Annotated in this window: 15 protein-coding genes; 8 read left to right on the forward strand and 7 right to left on the reverse strand. The window is 64.6% G+C overall.

Features of this window, described 5'->3' with window-relative positions:
* Window positions 1-47: 47 nt before the first annotated feature.
* From HNS03_RS09000 to HNS03_RS09015, 4 genes are all read left to right on the forward strand, one after another.
* Window positions 48-260, forward strand: coding sequence for a hypothetical protein (locus tag HNS03_RS09000; protein ID WP_367194665.1), 213 nt, complete (start codon window positions 48-50; stop codon window positions 258-260).
* A 185-nt stretch (window positions 261-445) separates the two neighbouring features.
* Window positions 446-781: a hypothetical protein gene (locus HNS03_RS09005; protein ID WP_367194666.1), complete on the forward strand. Its 336-nt coding sequence runs from the start codon at window positions 446-448 to the stop codon at window positions 779-781.
* Window positions 778-1,221 carry a hypothetical protein gene (locus HNS03_RS09010; protein ID WP_367194668.1) on the forward strand — a complete coding sequence of 148 codons (444 nt, stop codon included), beginning with the start codon at window positions 778-780 and terminating at the stop codon, window positions 1,219-1,221. The genes HNS03_RS09005 and HNS03_RS09010 overlap by 4 nt, the downstream gene beginning before the upstream one ends.
* On the forward strand, window positions 1,205-2,635 hold the full coding sequence (locus HNS03_RS09015; RefSeq protein ID WP_367194670.1) for a hypothetical protein: 1,431 nt from the start codon (window positions 1,205-1,207) through the stop codon (window positions 2,633-2,635). The genes HNS03_RS09010 and HNS03_RS09015 overlap by 17 nt, the downstream gene beginning before the upstream one ends.
* Window positions 2,636-2,685: 50 nt before the next feature.
* Here HNS03_RS09015 and HNS03_RS09020 read toward each other — a convergent pair whose 3' ends face one another.
* The gene (locus HNS03_RS09020) at window positions 2,686-3,222 is read right to left on the reverse strand and encodes a ferritin (protein ID WP_367194672.1); all 537 of its coding nucleotides are present in this window, start codon (window positions 3,220-3,222) and stop codon (window positions 2,686-2,688) included.
* A 473-nt stretch (window positions 3,223-3,695) separates the two neighbouring features.
* Between HNS03_RS09020 and hpaH the strand changes: the two genes are divergently transcribed.
* On the forward strand, window positions 3,696-4,499 hold the full coding sequence (gene hpaH, locus HNS03_RS09025) for a 2-oxo-hept-4-ene-1,7-dioate hydratase (RefSeq protein WP_367194673.1): 804 nt from the start codon (window positions 3,696-3,698) through the stop codon (window positions 4,497-4,499).
* Window positions 4,500-4,522: 23 nt separating this feature from the next.
* Here hpaH and HNS03_RS09030 read toward each other — a convergent pair whose 3' ends face one another.
* The 6 genes from HNS03_RS09030 to HNS03_RS09055 form a co-directional block, all read right to left on the reverse strand.
* Window positions 4,523-4,948 (reverse strand): DUF2218 domain-containing protein, encoded by a 426-nt coding sequence (locus tag HNS03_RS09030; RefSeq protein ID WP_367194675.1) that lies wholly within the window; start codon window positions 4,946-4,948, stop codon window positions 4,523-4,525.
* Between the two features lie 505 nt (window positions 4,949-5,453).
* Window positions 5,454-6,569, reverse strand: coding sequence for a TRAP transporter substrate-binding protein (locus HNS03_RS09035; RefSeq protein ID WP_367194677.1), 1,116 nt, complete (start codon window positions 6,567-6,569; stop codon window positions 5,454-5,456).
* A gap of 112 nt (window positions 6,570-6,681) precedes the next feature.
* Window positions 6,682-7,998 carry a TRAP transporter large permease subunit gene (locus tag HNS03_RS09040; RefSeq protein WP_367194678.1) on the reverse strand — a complete coding sequence of 439 codons (1,317 nt, stop codon included), beginning with the start codon at window positions 7,996-7,998 and terminating at the stop codon, window positions 6,682-6,684.
* On the reverse strand, window positions 7,998-8,549 hold the full coding sequence (locus HNS03_RS09045) for a TRAP transporter small permease subunit (RefSeq protein ID WP_367194680.1): 552 nt from the start codon (window positions 8,547-8,549) through the stop codon (window positions 7,998-8,000). Before HNS03_RS09045 ends, HNS03_RS09040 begins: the two co-directional genes overlap by 1 nt.
* 668 nt (window positions 8,550-9,217) lie before the next feature.
* Window positions 9,218-10,993 carry a sulfoacetaldehyde acetyltransferase gene (gene xsc, locus HNS03_RS09050; RefSeq protein ID WP_367194681.1) on the reverse strand — a complete coding sequence of 592 codons (1,776 nt, stop codon included), beginning with the start codon at window positions 10,991-10,993 and terminating at the stop codon, window positions 9,218-9,220.
* Between the two features lie 17 nt (window positions 10,994-11,010).
* Window positions 11,011-12,633 (reverse strand): GMC family oxidoreductase, encoded by a 1,623-nt coding sequence (locus HNS03_RS09055; protein ID WP_367194683.1) that lies wholly within the window; start codon window positions 12,631-12,633, stop codon window positions 11,011-11,013.
* Between the two features lie 235 nt (window positions 12,634-12,868).
* Here HNS03_RS09055 and HNS03_RS09060 point away from each other — a divergent pair, with 235 nt between their 5' ends.
* The 3 genes from HNS03_RS09060 (at window position 12,869) to HNS03_RS09070 (ending at window position 16,128) form a co-directional block, all read left to right on the forward strand.
* Window positions 12,869-13,642 carry an IclR family transcriptional regulator gene (locus HNS03_RS09060; RefSeq protein ID WP_367194685.1) on the forward strand — a complete coding sequence of 258 codons (774 nt, stop codon included), beginning with the start codon at window positions 12,869-12,871 and terminating at the stop codon, window positions 13,640-13,642.
* A gap of 145 nt (window positions 13,643-13,787) precedes the next feature.
* On the forward strand, window positions 13,788-14,936 hold the full coding sequence (locus HNS03_RS09065) for an acetate/propionate family kinase (protein WP_367194686.1): 1,149 nt from the start codon (window positions 13,788-13,790) through the stop codon (window positions 14,934-14,936).
* Between the two features lie 64 nt (window positions 14,937-15,000).
* Complete coding sequence (locus HNS03_RS09070) at window positions 15,001-16,128, forward strand: zinc-dependent alcohol dehydrogenase family protein (RefSeq protein WP_367194688.1); 1,128 nt, start codon at window positions 15,001-15,003, stop codon at window positions 16,126-16,128.
* Window positions 16,129-16,164: the final 36 nt, after the last annotated feature.

Genomic DNA, 16,164 nt, shown 5'->3' on the forward strand with positions numbered 1-16,164 from the left:
AGACGCTCCGTCGGGGGCAGATCAAATCCGGTCGGGCAAGGGCTAAGATGGGTCGACGAAGCGACACCGAGGAATCCACGCGCGTGTTGGTGACGCCCGACGACACGGCACGCTATATCGAAAACATGAGCGCCGAGCTGGCGCGGCTCGCCCACGTGTCGGGCTTCGATCTTCTCGCCTATCTGCTGGACGTCGCCCGCGAGGAAGCTGCCGCGCGGTCGCTCGAGGGGGCAAGGTCGGCGAAATCGAAGCTGTCCTGATCGTCCCCGGCGCCTGTCTTAACCTTTTCCTCAGAAATGGGTTGCCTCGAGCCGCGCTGTCGTGACCCTTTCGCAAACGGCATCGTATGCGAGGGTGTCCGGGAACTTCTTCGGGTGCGAGCCGTTTCCAGGGCGATTGGGCTGGGCACCTCAGCCTTGGATAGCGATAAAGGACGGAGGCGACGATGGCTGAACCGCAGGCGAAAGACGCTGAGACCGCGGCCAAAAAGACGACCGACGACATTTCGAAGGACTTAGACGCACTGCGCTCCGACGTGTCGCGTCTGGCCGATACGGTGCGGACGCTGATCGGTGAGGAAGCCGACACGGTCCGTTCGCGTTTCAACGAGCGCGCCGAGGACATGGCGCGGCAGGGTCGCGCCTATCGCGATGCCGCCTATGACGAGTTTCGCTCCTACGAGGCGGAGGCGGAAGCCGCTATCCACCGCAATCCCTTCACCGCGATCCTGGTCGCGCTGGGACTTGGCCTGTTCCTTGGCTTTCTAAGCCGCGGCCGATGATCGCGACGATCTTCAACGAACTCACGGCGACGGCGCGCCTCGCCGCGCTCACCACCGTTCGCTCGATCGTGCGAACGGTGGTGTTTGCGTTGGCGGCGTTGCTGACGGCGCTCGGCATGGTGATCTACCTCGCCAATGCCGCGCATCGGGTGATCGCCGACCACTCCAGTCCGGTGATCGCCGATTTGTCGCTGGCCGGATTTTTTCTGGTCCTCTTCCTGATTTTCCTCATCGTGCTGAGCCGTCCGCGCAGGAAGGTTGTCGTCCGCCGCCCTTTCGCTGAACCGCCGGTGGCGCCGCCGCCGGCGGAGAGCGCTGCTCCAATCGGCCCCGCACCGGGCGTGGCGGAGACCGTGAAGGCCTCGGTGCCGCGCAAGCCACTGGTGTTCGGGGCGCTGGTGACGGCTTTTGCGATCGGCTTCGGTGTCGCGCGGCGATAGCGTTCGCGGGGTGGACGCCTCGGGTGGTGCCGTCTTTCGGAAAATACGCGGGCGCGACGGGGTGTTCGCGCTTGCCTGTCTGGTCGCCATCGGCCTCTATGTGCTTCTGGCGGCGGCGCTTCTGCGACAGCCTCCGAGTCTGTCTTCCGACGATGGCTTCAACTTTGCGCGGGCGCTGACCCGCTTTTCCGTTCTCGATTTCTCGCCGCACTTTCCTGGCTATCCGGTCTTCGTCGGGTTGGGGCGGCTGGTGCGCCTGGTTGTGCCGGATCCGGTTTCCGCCCTGCAGCGCACCACGACCGGTGTGGCGCTCGCCTTGCCGTGGGCGGCGGCCTGGGCCGCCTGGTCCTGGACCGGCGCGCGCTGGGCTGCACTCGCCGCGTTCGGTCTCACGCTCATGCAGCCGATCTTGCCGGCGCTGGCGCTCTCCGGCCTTTCCGATGGCACCGGACTTCTCTTCTTCGTCGCCTTTCTGGCGCTGGTGCTGCTCGCGGAGCGAAACGCGGGCGGAAGCGTGGCTGCCGGCCTGTCGCTGGGCCTGTCGGCCTGGGCGCGTCCGTCCTACGGCCTGATTCAGGCCGGTGCCTGGCTGGTCGTTGTCGGAAGATCGCCATGGCGAGGCTCTGTCATTCTAGTTGGTGCCATCGCCGTCACGATGCCCGTTCTCGCCATTCTGCTTTCTATAGAGGGTTGGGGCTATTTTCGAGAGGGCCTGCGCTTTTTTGAGGGCCACACCCTGGTGTGGGGCAACACCGCCCTTTCCGGGTCAAGCGATGGAGCAGGGTGGGGCGCGGTGCTCTTGGAGCGGCCGGCGGTTCTGGCGCTTCTTTGCCTCTACGCCGGTGCGGCGGTGGTCTCGCTCGCTGGGGAGCGACGACGCGTGGCCGCTCCCGCAATCGCCGCTTTCGCCGTCTCTCTGGTCTGGATGCTGGCCATGCAGAACCCGGACAATCTGCGCCATCTCGCGCCGACGCTGATGCTTGGTGGGCTGCTTGCGGCGACGATGCCGGGACGGCGTGCTGTGCGGGCTGCGGTGATCGGCCTGGCACTGGTGTTGAACAGCTGGCTTGCGGCCACGACCTGGGACCTTGCCGACCCCCGGCCCGCACCGTTGGCCGCCGCCAGCGTCGCCCTGCAAGATCGCGCGCCGGCGCTTTTGGTAACCAACCAGGGCGTTGGCTTCCTACGCGACCGTCTCAACGAGGTCCGGGTCTACGATCTTTTCTATCCGGAAACGGCACATGCCGGAGTTGCCGCTTCGGATCTGCCGGCCTACCGGCTTACCAGCACGCCAATCCCTGCTTGCGAGCTCGCCGCGGTGTTTCCGGGACGGGCATTTGGGGAGCCGGCGCTCCTGCTCTATCGGCTGAACCGGGCGGGACCGGCTCCCGTCTGTGAGTGGGAGCCGCAATAGGCTGAGTTCCCGCCCGGAACGACATATTCCGCTTAAATGGTTGAAATCGATCAGGCCGCCGCCGGCGAGGCCGAAGCGGCGGCGAGCCGCGCGGCGATCTCCGTGACTTCCTTATCGATATAATAGAGCGTGTGGGGGCCGTCGCCGATCAGCTTGGTGCGATCCACCAGCTCGCGGAAGGTTTTCTCCTCCTCGCGTTGCTCCATGATGAACCATTGCAGGAATTCGAAGGTGCCCTGGTCGCCGATCGCCTGGGCCTCGCTCGCCGCGGCGTAGATGTTGCGGGTGACCTTGCGCTCGTGCTCCAGGATCAGCTCGAACAGGTCGCGAACATGCTCAACCGTGATCTTCGGTTCGGGCAGGGCGGCGAAGCTCGGCTGCAGGTCGACATCGATCATGTAGTCGAGGAACTTGCGCATGTGCATCAGCTCCTCGGTGGAATGGTCGAGCAGGAAGGTGGAACAGCCGTCCAGGCTGCGGGCGCCGCACCACGCTCCGGCCTGCATATAGATGTGAGCCGCCTGCAGCTCTCCATTGAGGAGGCCGTTCAAGGTCGGTCCGATCGATCCGAGTGTGTCTTCACTCATGTCTTGGAATCCCCCAGCGAGAAATAGATGCCAGATTAACTGGCAGATCGGCCATTAAGCGGCAAGTGAGGGATCTGAATATTAGATTATTACTATTCTAAACCGTGCAGCCCGGATTTAGGCCGTCTGCGATTCGAGTTGATCGAAAGTTGCAGAGGACGGGGCGGACCGTGAACTTCGCCGGTCGGGTTCTTGGTTCAAATCGTTTCGTTATTTCAGTGCGTTAGTCTGGTATGGTTCGCGTCTTGCCGAGCGGCTCTCCCTATGTCGGCGACTGGCCGAAACGCGTTGGACCGAGAAGATGGGCGCGAATACCGGCCAGGCCGGCGATGCTGTCACTCCCTCTTAATCCGGGGGTAATCTGAATAGGAGAGGAGAGCGGGATGAGGAAAGTGGGCTTCCCATTTCCCGTCCGGCGCTTTCGGACGGTCGCGAGTTCCAATTTCCAGCAAAGCACCTAAGAGGGCAGCACAATGATAACTGAGGGGGAAATCGCCGAGGCGGTGGCGGCGCTGGATACAGCGGAAAAGAGCCGGGTGCAGACCGGGCTCCTGTCCCTGAAATATCCCGGTATGGCGCTCGACGACGCCTATCTGGTCCAGGGCGAATGGGTGCGGCGCAAGCTAGCTGCGGGGCGGACTTCGATCGGCTGGAAGATCGGGCTGACCTCCAAGGCGATGCAGGACGCGCTCAAGATCGATACGCCGGATTCCGGCGTGCTGTTCGACGATATGCTGTTTGAGAACGGGACGACGATCCCCGCGGATCGGTTCATCCAGCCGCGCATCGAGGCGGAGATCGCCTTCGTCATGAAGGCTCCGCTGCAAGGCCCCGGCGTCAGCGTGTTCGACGTCCTGTCGGCGACCGACTACGTCACGCCGGCCCTGGAGATCCTCGACACCCGCATCCTGCGCGCCGACCCGGAGACGGGGAAGACCCGGACCGTGGTCGACACCATTTCCGACAATGCCGCCAATGCCGGCATCGTGCTGGGCGGCCGCGCCATGCGGGTCGACCAGGTTGATCTGCGCTGGATGGGCGCGATCGTGTCGCGCAATGCGGTGGTGGAGGAGACCGGGCTCGGCGGCGGCGTGCTCAACGATCCCGCTGTTGGGATCGCCTGGCTCGCCAACCGGCTAGGGAGCTATGGCGGGCGGATCGAAGCCGGGCAGGTGGTTCTGGCCGGCTCCTTCATCCGCCCGATCGAGGCCGGCCACGGCTCTACGATCATGGGCGACTATGGCCCCTACGGAACGGTCGGCTGCTATTTTGCCTGATTTTGTGAAGTCCGGAATCCCGCTTAGTCTCGCCACTCGATCGGAATGTCTTCGCGGAAGGCGAACCGAACGAGATGGCGGACCACGACGTCCTTGAGCTGCTCCATCTCTTCTTCGTTGCGGGCTGCAAGCGTGAGCGTCAGCGTCTGATCGTTCGCGTCCAACCGGCACGTGCCGATCGCGAAGGAAATCTCTCCATGCTGGGCGTCGAAATTGACCGGCCGCTTGTGCTGGAAGTGCTTGCAGAGCTGCTGCAGGTACTTCGATGCGGACGGCGTGGGCACGTCGGCGATGGCGGTCAGGGTGAGGTCGCCGGCTTGGGTGTCGGTCATGGACGTCTCCAGGGTACGGGTGGCCGTCTCGAGAGCGGAAGTGATGGTCGCGACAGTGTCGGGATCGATCGGCCCCTGGTAAAGGTGCGTGCGTATGGCGGATTTGAGGTCGCGCATGGCGGTTCGGATCTCCTCCGGCCGGTCCGCACCGCCGCGGTGACGGTGCCGGCCTAGCGCACCCTCGGATGCGCCGCCTGCCATTGCCTCGGCCGGCTCCCGCCCGGAGCCGGTCTCGGCGGCTCCATGCTGCCAGCCGTGGCGGCCGCGATGGCGATGACGCCGTCCTCTCGTTTCAGAATGGGAATGCTCGCCCTGTGACCCGGGGCCGGGGATGTCTGTGTGTTTCATGACGATCACATATATCTCGATATGTCGTAAATCAAGATATATCGAAATAGGTCGTGTGACGTCAAGCACGACCGCCGGCGTGCCATGTGTCGGAGGATGCCTTCTTTGGCGGGAGCGAACACGAAAAAGGGGCGGCGACCGGGCCGAATTGGCCGGGTCGCCGCCCCAGGGTGTTTGTCGCGATAGAGCGGTTTCCGCTCAGAGGAAAACATCTGAGCGAAAAAAATTGCTCCTTCCTCCGGCCTTCGCAGGAATGAGCGGAGAGGATTGCGGCTTAGTTCCCGTCCTGTTTGGCCTGATGGGCGCCGTTCACCACCTCGCTGTGCAGCTTCTGCACGCGGGAGTGATAGGGGTGGACCAGATCGGCGAAGTCGGCCTGGGACTGGTAGACCTTGGCGAAGAATTCGTCGTCGGCGATATAGTCCTTCACCACACCGTTCTGCGCCTCGATGAACAGGTCGTAATACTCGTCCGGCGTGTCGAGCATTTCCACGCCTTCGGCTTCGTACTCCTTCACCGCCTTGGAGTTCTCGTAGAGATTGACGGCCTGTGTCATGGTCGCATTCGCCATGATCGCCGTCTCCACGATCGCCTGCAGGTCGGTCGGCAGCTCGTCCCAGAAGTCCTTGCAGATCATCAGCTCGCCGACGTCGGTCTGCTGATGAAGGCCTTGGAGATAGTAGTACTTCCAGATGTTGTTGAGGCCGAGATTGCGGTCGTCGGCCGGGCCGATCCATTCCGCCGCATCGATCGTTCCGCGCTGGGCGGAGGGCACGATGTCGCCGCCGGGCATGGCGACGGCCGGTACGCCCATGGCAGTGTAGGTCTGGCCGGCAATGCCGGGGGGTGAGCGATATTTGATCGAGCGGAACTCGTCCATGTTCTCGAATTTCTTGGAGAACCAGCCGAGTGGGTCGGGCCCCATCGGCTGCATCAGGAAGGGCATGACCCGGTAGCCCATCACGTCCTGGGTCAGCTCCTGATAGAGCTTCTTGCCGTCCCCGGCATAATACCAGGCCATCAGCGATTCCTGGTCCATGCCCGTGCTCGCGGGCACGTTGGAGAACAGCACATAGGCGGGGTGCTTGCCGGACCAGTAGTGCGGCCAGGCATAGCCGGCCTCGACCACGCAGTTGTCGACGGCATCCAGGATCTCGAATGCCTTTACCTCGGCGCCATCCGGCAGAACTTCGACTTCCATGCGGCCGCCGGACATGGCCTCAACGCGATCGCCGAAGTCCTGAAGCAGCTGGAAATAGAGGCTGGAGTTGGGGATCGCGGTCTGGATCCGCATCTCGTAGCTTTCGTCCTGCGCGAAGGCAGCTCCGGCAAGCAGGCAGAGTGCACCGGCGGTGCTGCCGGCCAATAGCCCGATCCTTGAAATCGGCATTGGTAGTCCTCCCAATGTTCGTTGGTTTGTTGATGGTTTTCTCAGGTGTCTCCCGGTCGATATGTCAGTGTGCGTCTCCCTTGCGGTTGCAGGTCGGGGCGGGATCTGGAGATCATTTGAGCGCGTTCGGCAGCCAGAGAACGATTTGCGGGAACAGCACCAAGAGCAGCACGACGATGAGCTGCAGCGCCACGAACTGGGTCATGCCGAGATAGATGTCCCCCATCTTCCAGCGCGGCACGACGCCTTTCAGGAAGTAGGCCGAAAGCGCCATCGGCGGTGTCAACCAGGAGGTCTGGAGCGTCACCGCGATCAGGATGGAGAACCACAGTGGATCGTAGCCCATCTCCACCATGGTCGGCAGGAAGATCGGGACGATGATCAGGACGATCGGGATCCACTCCAGGGGCGAGCCGAGCACGAACACGATGGCGAGGATGATCAGGAGCATCACCGTCGGCGAGAATGGCAGGCTCAAGAGATAGTCCGTGAGCAGGTTTGCCGAGCCCAGCCGGGAGAACACCGCGCCGAAGAAGTTCGCCGAACCGAGCAGGAACATGATCATCGCCGACATCACGAGCGTGGAGTAGACGCAGCGCTTGAAGGCGGCCCAGCTCAGCCGTCGGTAGGCGATCGCCAGCACCAGCGAGGCCAGCCCGCCGCAGGCGGCGGCGTCCGTTGGCGTTGCGATGCCGGCGATGATGACGCCGAGGGTGCAGGCGATCACGATGGTGACCGGGACGATGCCGAGCAGGAGCTCGCGCACCTTCTCCCCGGCGGTGGTCTCGGCGATTTCCTCCAGCGAGAGCGGCGGCCCGAGCTCGGGGTTCATATAGCTGCGGGCGAGCGTGTAGATGATATAGACCGTCGACAGGATCACGCCGGGAATGATCGCCGCCGTGAACAGGTCCGACACCGGCACGCCGACCACCGGCCCCATGACGATCAGGAGGATCGACGGCGGGATCAGGATGCCCAGCGTGCCGCCGGCCGCGATCGCGCCGGCCGACATGCGGGTGTCGTAGCCCGACGACATCATGATCGGCGCGGCCATCACGCCGAGCACGGTAACCGAGGCGCCGACGATGCCGGTTGCCGCGGCAAACACCGTCGCGACCAGGAGAACGATCAGGTAGAGCGAGCCACGCATCCGGCCGAGTAGCAGCCGCAGCGCCTTGAACATGCGCTCCATCAGCCCGGACTGCTCCAGCACGAAGCCCATGAACAGGAACAGGGGGATCGCGGCTAGCGTGGTGTCCCGCATCAGCGCGAAGAACTGATACTGCATCAGCGAGACGACGCGGTGCCCCATGCCCAGATAGCCGAACAGAAGCGAGATGAAGATGAAGGTGAACGCCATCGGATAGCCGGTCAAAAGACCGACGAAGATGAGGCCCAGCGAAATCAAACCCAGCGTGGCATCCGTCATCACGCGGCCTCCTCGCTCTGGCTGCGGAAGCGGCGGTTGGTGACGATGGAAAAAAGGCTTTTGAGGAGTTCCGAAACGCCCTGGATCAGAAGCAGTGCGCCGGTGATCGGCATCACCGTCTTCAGCGGGTAGATGATCGGCATCAGCGGACTGGTCGGGATGCGCTCGCCGCGCTGCCAGGACACCAGCGCGAAGTCGAAGGTCGCGACGGTGAAGAAATACATCGCCGGGAAGAACAGGCAGAGCGTGAACAGCCCGTCGATGACGCCCTGCCAACGCGGCGACAGGACGTTGAACAGAAAGTCGGCGCGCACATGGGAATCCTGGCCCAGCGTGTAGGCCGCTCCGAGCATGAAAAGCGCGCCGTAGAACATGAAGGTGGCGTCGTAGGCCCACATGGTCGGGGCGTTGAAGCCGAAGCGGGCGACCACTTCGTAAACCAGCGCGCCGATCATCGGGATGATCAGCCACGCTGCGGCCTTGCCGACCAGCATGCCCGGAACATCGAGAATGGCAGTGATGCGCCTCAGGCGGGCTTCAGCGGGGCTCATCGGAGAACCGCGCTCCCGCCGCCGGCGAGGAGGGGCGCGGGCCGTCCGCGACCCTGGACCGCGATCGAACGCGGTACCCGTTTCATCCGATGAAGGCGAACCGCGCTACGGCTCGCGCGCCGAGGGCGGGGCGATTGCGGCCCGCTCACAACGCACACTGGAACGACGTCACGCTCATCTTCCCTCCCCAGTGAAAATGAGACTTTTAGCCTCAATAAACCTTATGATGACGCAGGGTGCAATCTCCGATTGGCCCGGGAGCCGGGACCCGATGAGGCTTTCGCCTTCTGTTCCGTTCGGACTTCGCCTGCGTCGGTGCAAGCGGGGGGCGGGAAAGACGATGCTGGTCCGCCCGAATTCCGCTTTGAACCAAAAGCCGATCAACTCCCCCATTGGACAGTGTCCGAAGGCGTTGATCTTGAGCGTGACCACGGAAAAGTCGGTGTCGGCTTTCCGCCGACGTCACGCTTGCAAATAAAATGCGTTCAAACGATCCCTGTGGTCACGACCTGAAAGGTGTGTTCTGGAGCGAAATCAGGAAAAGTGAGTTCCAGTTTTCCGCTCTTTTTCTTATTCGCAGTGCTTGACGACCGCCGCTCCTCTTGCGCCGATCCTCGCTTCGATGGTGGAGCGGTCGGACGTTCGGCCCGACCGCGGTGCGCTCCAGGTCAGACGACCTGGGTGCGCATGTCGTTGCGGTCGATGCCGGCAACCACGACTGGCTTCTTCATGGCGTCGCGCCGGAATGGCTCGCCGAGTTCCTGGTTGATGAGCGCTTCGATCAGCGTGGTCCGCCCGTGCTCCATCTGATCGCGGATCGCCTGGTCGAGCGCCTGGGTGAGCTCGTCCATGGTCTTCGCCGCAACGCCCTGAAGCCCGCAGGCCCGGGCAATACCGGCGTAGCTGACCTGCTCGTCGAGCTCGGTGCCAACGAAATTGTCGTCGAACCAGAGCGTGGAATTGCGCTTTTCCGCGCCCCACTGATAGTTGCGGAACACCACCATGGTGATGCCGGGCCACTCCTTGCGACCGATTGCGGTCAGCTCGGTGACCGCGATGCCGAAGGCGCCATCGCCGGCAAACCCGACCACCGGTGTGTCCGGACAGCCGATCTTGGCGCCGACGATCGCTGGCAGGCCGTAGCCGCAGGGACCGAACAGGCCGGGCGCGAGATATTTCCGGCCCGCCTCGAACGACGGATAGGCGTTGCCGATCGCGCAATTGTTGCCGATGTCGGACGAGATGATGGCCTCACGCGGAAGCGCCGCCTGAATCGCGCGCCAGGCCATGCGCGGACTCATCCAATCCGGCTTGGCGTCGCGGGCGCGCTGGTTCCAGGTCGTGCCGGGATCGTCGTCCTCGTGGTCCATGGAGCTGAGCTGCTGTGCCCAGGTGGACCTGGTGGTCGCGATCAGGTCGCGCCGCTTGCGGCTGGCCTCGTCGTCGGCGCGCTCGGGCAACAGCTCCAGAAGACGGCGCGCGACCTTCCCGGCGTCGCCCACGATCCCGACGCTCACCGCCTTGGTCAGTCCGATGCGCTCCGGCTTGATGTCGACCTGGATGACCTTGGCGTCCTTGGGCCAGTAGTCGATGCCGTAGCCGGGCAGCGTGGAGAACGGGTTGAGCCGGGTGCCCAGCGCCAGCACGACATCGGCCTTGGAGATCAGCTCCATCGCCGCCTTCGAGCCGTTGTAGCCCAGCGGGCCGGCATGCAGCGGGTGCGAGCCGGGGAAGGCATCGTTGTGCTGATAGCCGACGCAGACCGGAGCGTGCAGACGCTCGGCGAGCTCGACCGTATCGCCGATCGCACCGGCGAGCACGACGCCGGCACCGTTCAGGATTACCGGGAAGGAAGCGCTGCCGAGTAGCTTGGCAGCATCGGCAATGGCCGTCTCGCCGCCGCCGGGTCGCTCGAAGTTGACGACGGCAGGGAGCGGCACGTCGATCACCTGGGTCCAGAAATCGCGCGGCACGTTGATCTGGGCCGGGGCGTTGGCGCGCTTGGCCTCGCAGATGACGCGGTTGAGAACCTCCGGGATGCGAGAGGGATCGCGCACCTCTTCCTGGTAGGCGACCATGTCTTCGAACAGCTTCATCTGCTCGACTTCCTGGAACCCGCCTTGGCCCATGGTCTTGTTGGCCGCCTGGGGTGTCACCAGCAACAGTGGGGTATGGTTCCAGTAGGCCGTCTTCACCGCGGTCACGAAGTTGGTGATGCCGGGCCCGTTCTGGGCGATCATCATGGACATCTTGCCGGTGGCGCGGCTGTAGCCGTCGGCCATCATGCCGGCGGAGCCTTCGTGGCCGCAGTCCCAGAAGGTGATGCCGCCGCGGCCGAACAGGTCCGAGATCGGCATCATGGCCGACCCGATGATCCCGAAGGCGTGCTCGATGCCGTGCATCTGGAGCACTTTCACAAACGCCTCTTCCGTCGTCATCCGCATCGGGCGTGTCTCCCCTGTCATCCTGTCTCTCGGCAGGCCGACCGGCGGTCGGCCGCGATCATGTCGCTGGCTTTTTCGCCGATCATGATGGCCGGCGCATTGGTGTTGCCGGACACGATGTCCGGCATGATGGAGCAGTCGGCGACCCTGAGCCCGTGGACGCCGCGAACCCTGAGCCGGGCATCGAGCACGGCGTGGTCTCCCGTTCCCATCGCGCAGGTTCCCGTCGGATGGTAGATCGTGGTGGCGGTGTTGCGCGCCCACTCCAAGAGACCGTCGTCGTCTTCGACGTCCGGCCCTGGACGATATTCCGACGCGATCTTCTCCGCGAGAGGGGCGGCTCCGGCAATCTTGCGGGCAATCTTGATGCCGGCGACCACCGTGTCGCGATCGGTCTGCGTGGCCAGATAGTTCGGACGGATGATCGGCGCGTCCTGGGAGTTGGGCGAACGCAGGCGGATCTCGCCGCGGCTTTCCGGGCGGAGCTGACAGACCGACATTGTGAAGGCGGAGAAGGGGTGCACGCCTTCGCCGGGGCTGTCGGCCGACCAAGGCTGGACGTGAAACTGGATGTCCGGCGTGGCGAGCCGAGGGTCGGTCTTGAGGAAACCGGTGGCGAGGCTCGCCGCCATGGTCATCGGGCCCGTGCGATAGAGCGCATATTCCATGGCAATGCGGCCGCGCCCCCACAGGCTGCGAACCTCGTCGTTGAGGGTGGGTCCTGTGCATTTGTAAACCAGCCGGGCCTGCAGATGGTCCTGCAGGTTTCGGCCGACGTCCGGCCGATCGCAGACAGGGGCGATGCCGTTGGCCTGGAGGTGATCGGCCTCTCCGACGCCGGACAGCATCAGGATCTGCGGCGAGCCGATGGCACCGGCCGACAGGATCACCTCGCCGTCGGCGGCGGCGAAATGGGCGGTGCCGTCGGCACCGACGAACTCGACCCCGCTTGCGCGGCCATCCTCGATGCGCACCCGCTGCACGTGGGCGTGCGTCACGATGCGCAAATTTGCGCGGTTGCGCACCGGCTTCAGAAAGGCGACGGCGGCGCTGCAGCGCCGGCCATTGCGCGCCGTGAATTGGAAGAAGCCGACACCTTCCTGGGTCGCGCCGTTGTAATCGGAGTTGAAGCGGTAGCCGACCGTCTGGGCGGCATCGATCCAAGCGTCGCAAATCGGCCGGACCAGGCGCATGTTGGAGACCGAAAGCGGTCCGCCGGTGCCGTGATAGTCGTCCGCGCCGCGCTCCTGGTCTTCCGAGCGCTTGAACAGCGGCAGCACCTCGTCCCAGCCCCAGCCCTCAAGCCCCATCTGGCGCCAGCGATCGTAGTCTTCCGGTTGGCCCCGAACATAGAGAAGGCCGTTGAGGGAGGAGGAGCCGCCGAGCACCTTGCCGCGCGGCCATTCCAGGCTGCGCCCGTTCAATCCCGGGTCCGGCTCGGTCTTGAAGCACCAGTCGACCGAGGGGTTGTGCATCGTCTTGAAGTAGCCCACGGGCACGTGGATCCAGGGATTGCGGTCCGGTCCGCCGGCCTCGATCAGCACCACGCGCACGGATGGGTCGGCCGACAGCCGGTTCGCGATCACGCACCCCGACGAGCCGGCGCCGACGATCACATAGTCGGCTTTCACCTCTTCCATGCCGTTTCCCACCCGTGTGCACCTTCTGCGTGGTGCTTTCCCTACACAATCTACATTTGATATTGAGACTTCAAGTATCATTTTATAATTTGTTTTGGACTGAGGTGGCTGGGCAAGGCGCGCTGGCGGGGATGACCACGGAGACGAGCTTGCTGCACGGAATTGATGCCGGTGGTCGCCTCACTTAAGGTCGGCCGGCATTTCCTCCGTCTTTCAAGGGGTTGGGTGATCGATCATGGAGGCGCTGGACGAGACGCGGGACACGATCCCCACCAACCTGCGGCTCCTGATGGTGATGGAGGCGGTTGCCGCCGCCGGGGTGCCGGTGACGCCGACCCAGGTGAACCAGGCGCTCGGCCTGCCCAAGCCAACGATCCACCGGCTGTTCGCGACCTTGGAGGAGGAGGGCTTCCTGCAGCGCGACGTGGACGGGCGCAGCTACGCCCCGGGTCGGCGGGCGCGGGAGATGGCCGGCGGCATCCTCTCCTCCCTGCGGTTGCGCACGGCGCGGCTGGCGATCCTGACCCGGATTGCCGAGACGATCGGGGAGACCTGCAACATATCGCTGCCCGAGCGCGATTCCATGATCTATCTGGAACGCGTGGAAACGGCCTGGCCGCTGCGGATCCAGCTTCCGGTCGGCACACGGGTGCCGTTTTACTGCACCGCGTCGGGCAAGATGTATCTGAGCTCGCTACCGAACCGCCATCTCGACCGCTACCTCTCCGCAGCACCTCTGGAGCCGCGCACGCCGCACAGCCTCACCGATCCCGACCGGTTGCGCGCGGCACTTTTGCAAACCAGGGCCGAGGGGTTCGCCAGCGACGACGAGGAATTCATGGAAGGGATGGTCGCCGTGGCAGTCCCGATCCGGGATCTCAACGGGCGCCTGTTCGCGACGCTCTCCTTTCACGCACCGACCCAGCGCTTCGACATTGCACGCGCAAAAACATTTCTGCCGGACCTTCACGCCTCGGCCGCGGAATTGTCCCGGCTCTCCTTCGAGTAAAGCGCCGGGCGAAAAAATGAGTGCGGTTTTTCGCAGAAACCGGCGCGACGGAGCAAAGCGCCGCCTCGGGGCTGTAGCCGGCAATAATCAGAAGGCCGACCGGCGTCGAATGGCGCGGAGTTTAGGCCCGAAACAGGGGGGAGGCATGATCCTCACCGTCAATGCGGGCTCGTCGAGCCTGAAGGTTGCGGTTTTCAATCGCGGCGGAGAGCTCGCCGAGGTCGCCTCCGGCATGGTGGCCCGGATCGGGACCAATGCCGTAATCAAGCTCACCGACGACGTGCGCGGCGAGACCTCGGGCGCGGTCGAGGCGCGCGATCATGGCGAGGCGCTTGCGCGCCTGATCGAGGCGCTGGCCCCGGTTTGGGAGCACCGGCCGCTGTCGGTCGTCGGTCACCGGATCGTACATGGCGGTCCCAACCTGCATGCACCGCGCCTGCTCGACAACGATGTCGTCGCCGAGCTGGAGCGACTGGAACCGCTGGCGCCGCTGCACCAGCCGATCAATCTCGCTTGCGTGCGCGCCGTCGCCGACATCGCGCCAGCCATCCCCCAGGTCGGCTGCTTCGACACCGGCTTTCACCACACCATGCCGTGGACCCAGTCGGCGTTCGCGCTACCCCAGCAGTTCCATGAGGAGGGGCTGCGCCGCTACGGCTTCCACGGGCTCAGCTACACCAGCGTGTCCCGCCGGCTCGAAGCGCTTCGGCCCGACCTTCTCGCCGGTCGGGTGATCATCGCCCATCTCGGCAACGGCGCTTCCATGTGCGCTCTTTCCGAAGGGCGCAGCGTTGCGACCACCATGGGTTTTTCCACCCTCGACGGGCTGGTGATGGGCACCCGTTGCGGCCAGATCGATCCGGGCGCGCTGCTGCATCTGATGCGGGCCTACGGTATGACGCTGGAGGAGTTGGAGCGGCTGCTCTACCGCAAAAGCGGGCTGACCGCGCTCTCCGGAGCCGGGGGCGATATGCGCGACATCGAAGCGGCCGGGACAGATGCGGCCGAAAGCGCGATCGCCTTCTTCGCCGCCCGGGCCAAGCGTGAAATCGGCGGTTTGACGGCGGTGCTCGGCGGGCTGGACGGTCTCGTCTTCTGCGGAGGGATTGGCGAGAACTCAGCCCGCATCCGCAGCGAAATCGTGGATGGGCTCGGCTATCTCGGCCTTAAGATCGACTCGGAAGCCAATATAGCCAACGCTGCGGAGGTCGGCGTCGGCGCGACGCCAATCTTGGTGGTGCGCACCAGCGAGGAGGAGGTCATCGCCGAGGCCGCCCATCGCCTTACGCGTTAAATCCTGTAAAGTCTCGCCGTCGACGTGAAAGCTGCGCGCAGACGCACCTGTCGAGGAGGGAACGATGAAGATCCAAGCGGCCGTGCTGGAGGAGATCGGGCGCCCCACGCCCTATGCCCGTTCGAATCCGCTTCGCATCGAAACCTTGGAGTTGGACGCGCCGCAATCGGGTGAGGTCCTGGTCCGGATGGTTGCCGCCGGCCTGTGCCATTCCGATCTTTCCGTGATCAACGGCGACCGGCCGCGGCCGCTGCCGATGGCGCTGGGCCACGAAGCGGCGGGGATCGTCGAGGCGGTCGGGGCGGACGTTACCGATCTTACGCCGGGCGACCCGGTGGTCTGCGTGTTCGTTCCGAGCTGCGGCCACTGTGCGCCATGTGCGGAAGGGCGGCCGGCCCTGTGCGAGCCGGGGGCGGCGGCGAACGGCGCCGGAACCCTTCTGTCGGGTGGCGTGCGGCTGAGCGGACCGGACGGGCGTGTGCTGCACCATCTGGGAATTTCGTGCTTCGCCGACCATGCCGTGGTGTCGCGCCGCTCCATTGTGAAGATCGACAAAGACATTCCGCTGCACATCGCCGCGTTGATGGGCTGTGCGGTGCTGACGGGTACGGGCGCTGTTTTCAACACCGGTGCGGTGCCGCCGGCCTCCAAGGTCGCCGTCGTCGGGCTGGGCGGCGTCGGGCTTGCCGCCGTCCTGGGAGCGGAGGCGGCCGGCGCGGAGACGATCGTGGCGATCGACATGCTGGACGACAAGCTGGAACTCGCCCTGAAGCTGGGTGCGACCCATGCCTTCAATGCCGCCGATCCCGATCTGACGGAAAAAGTGAAGGACGTGACCAAGGGCGGTGTCGATTCGGCGCTGGAATTTGCCGGCTCGGCCAAGGCCTTGGCGGGCGCCTATCGGATCACGCGCCGGGGCGGGACCACGATCACCGGCGGCCTGCCCAACCCGCAGGCGGTGCTGGAGCTTCCGGCGGTGTCTCTGGTGGCCGAAGAGCGGACGCTGCGCGGCAGCTATCTCGGCTCTGGCGTACCCTCGCGCGACATCCCCCGCTTTCTCGGGCTCTACCGGCGCGGCAAGCTGCCCGTCGACAAGCTTCTGACCCATCGTCTCACGCTCGATGAGATCAACATCGGCTTCGATCGTCTGCACGAAGGCGAGGCAATTCGTCAGGTCGTCGAGTTTTCGTAACCCGCAACGGATAGGGTGTCGAAAGGCCTTGGCCGC

Source organism: Amorphus sp. 3PC139-8 (assembly GCF_040750475.1).
Lineage (GTDB): Bacteria > Pseudomonadota > Alphaproteobacteria > Rhizobiales > Amorphaceae > Amorphus.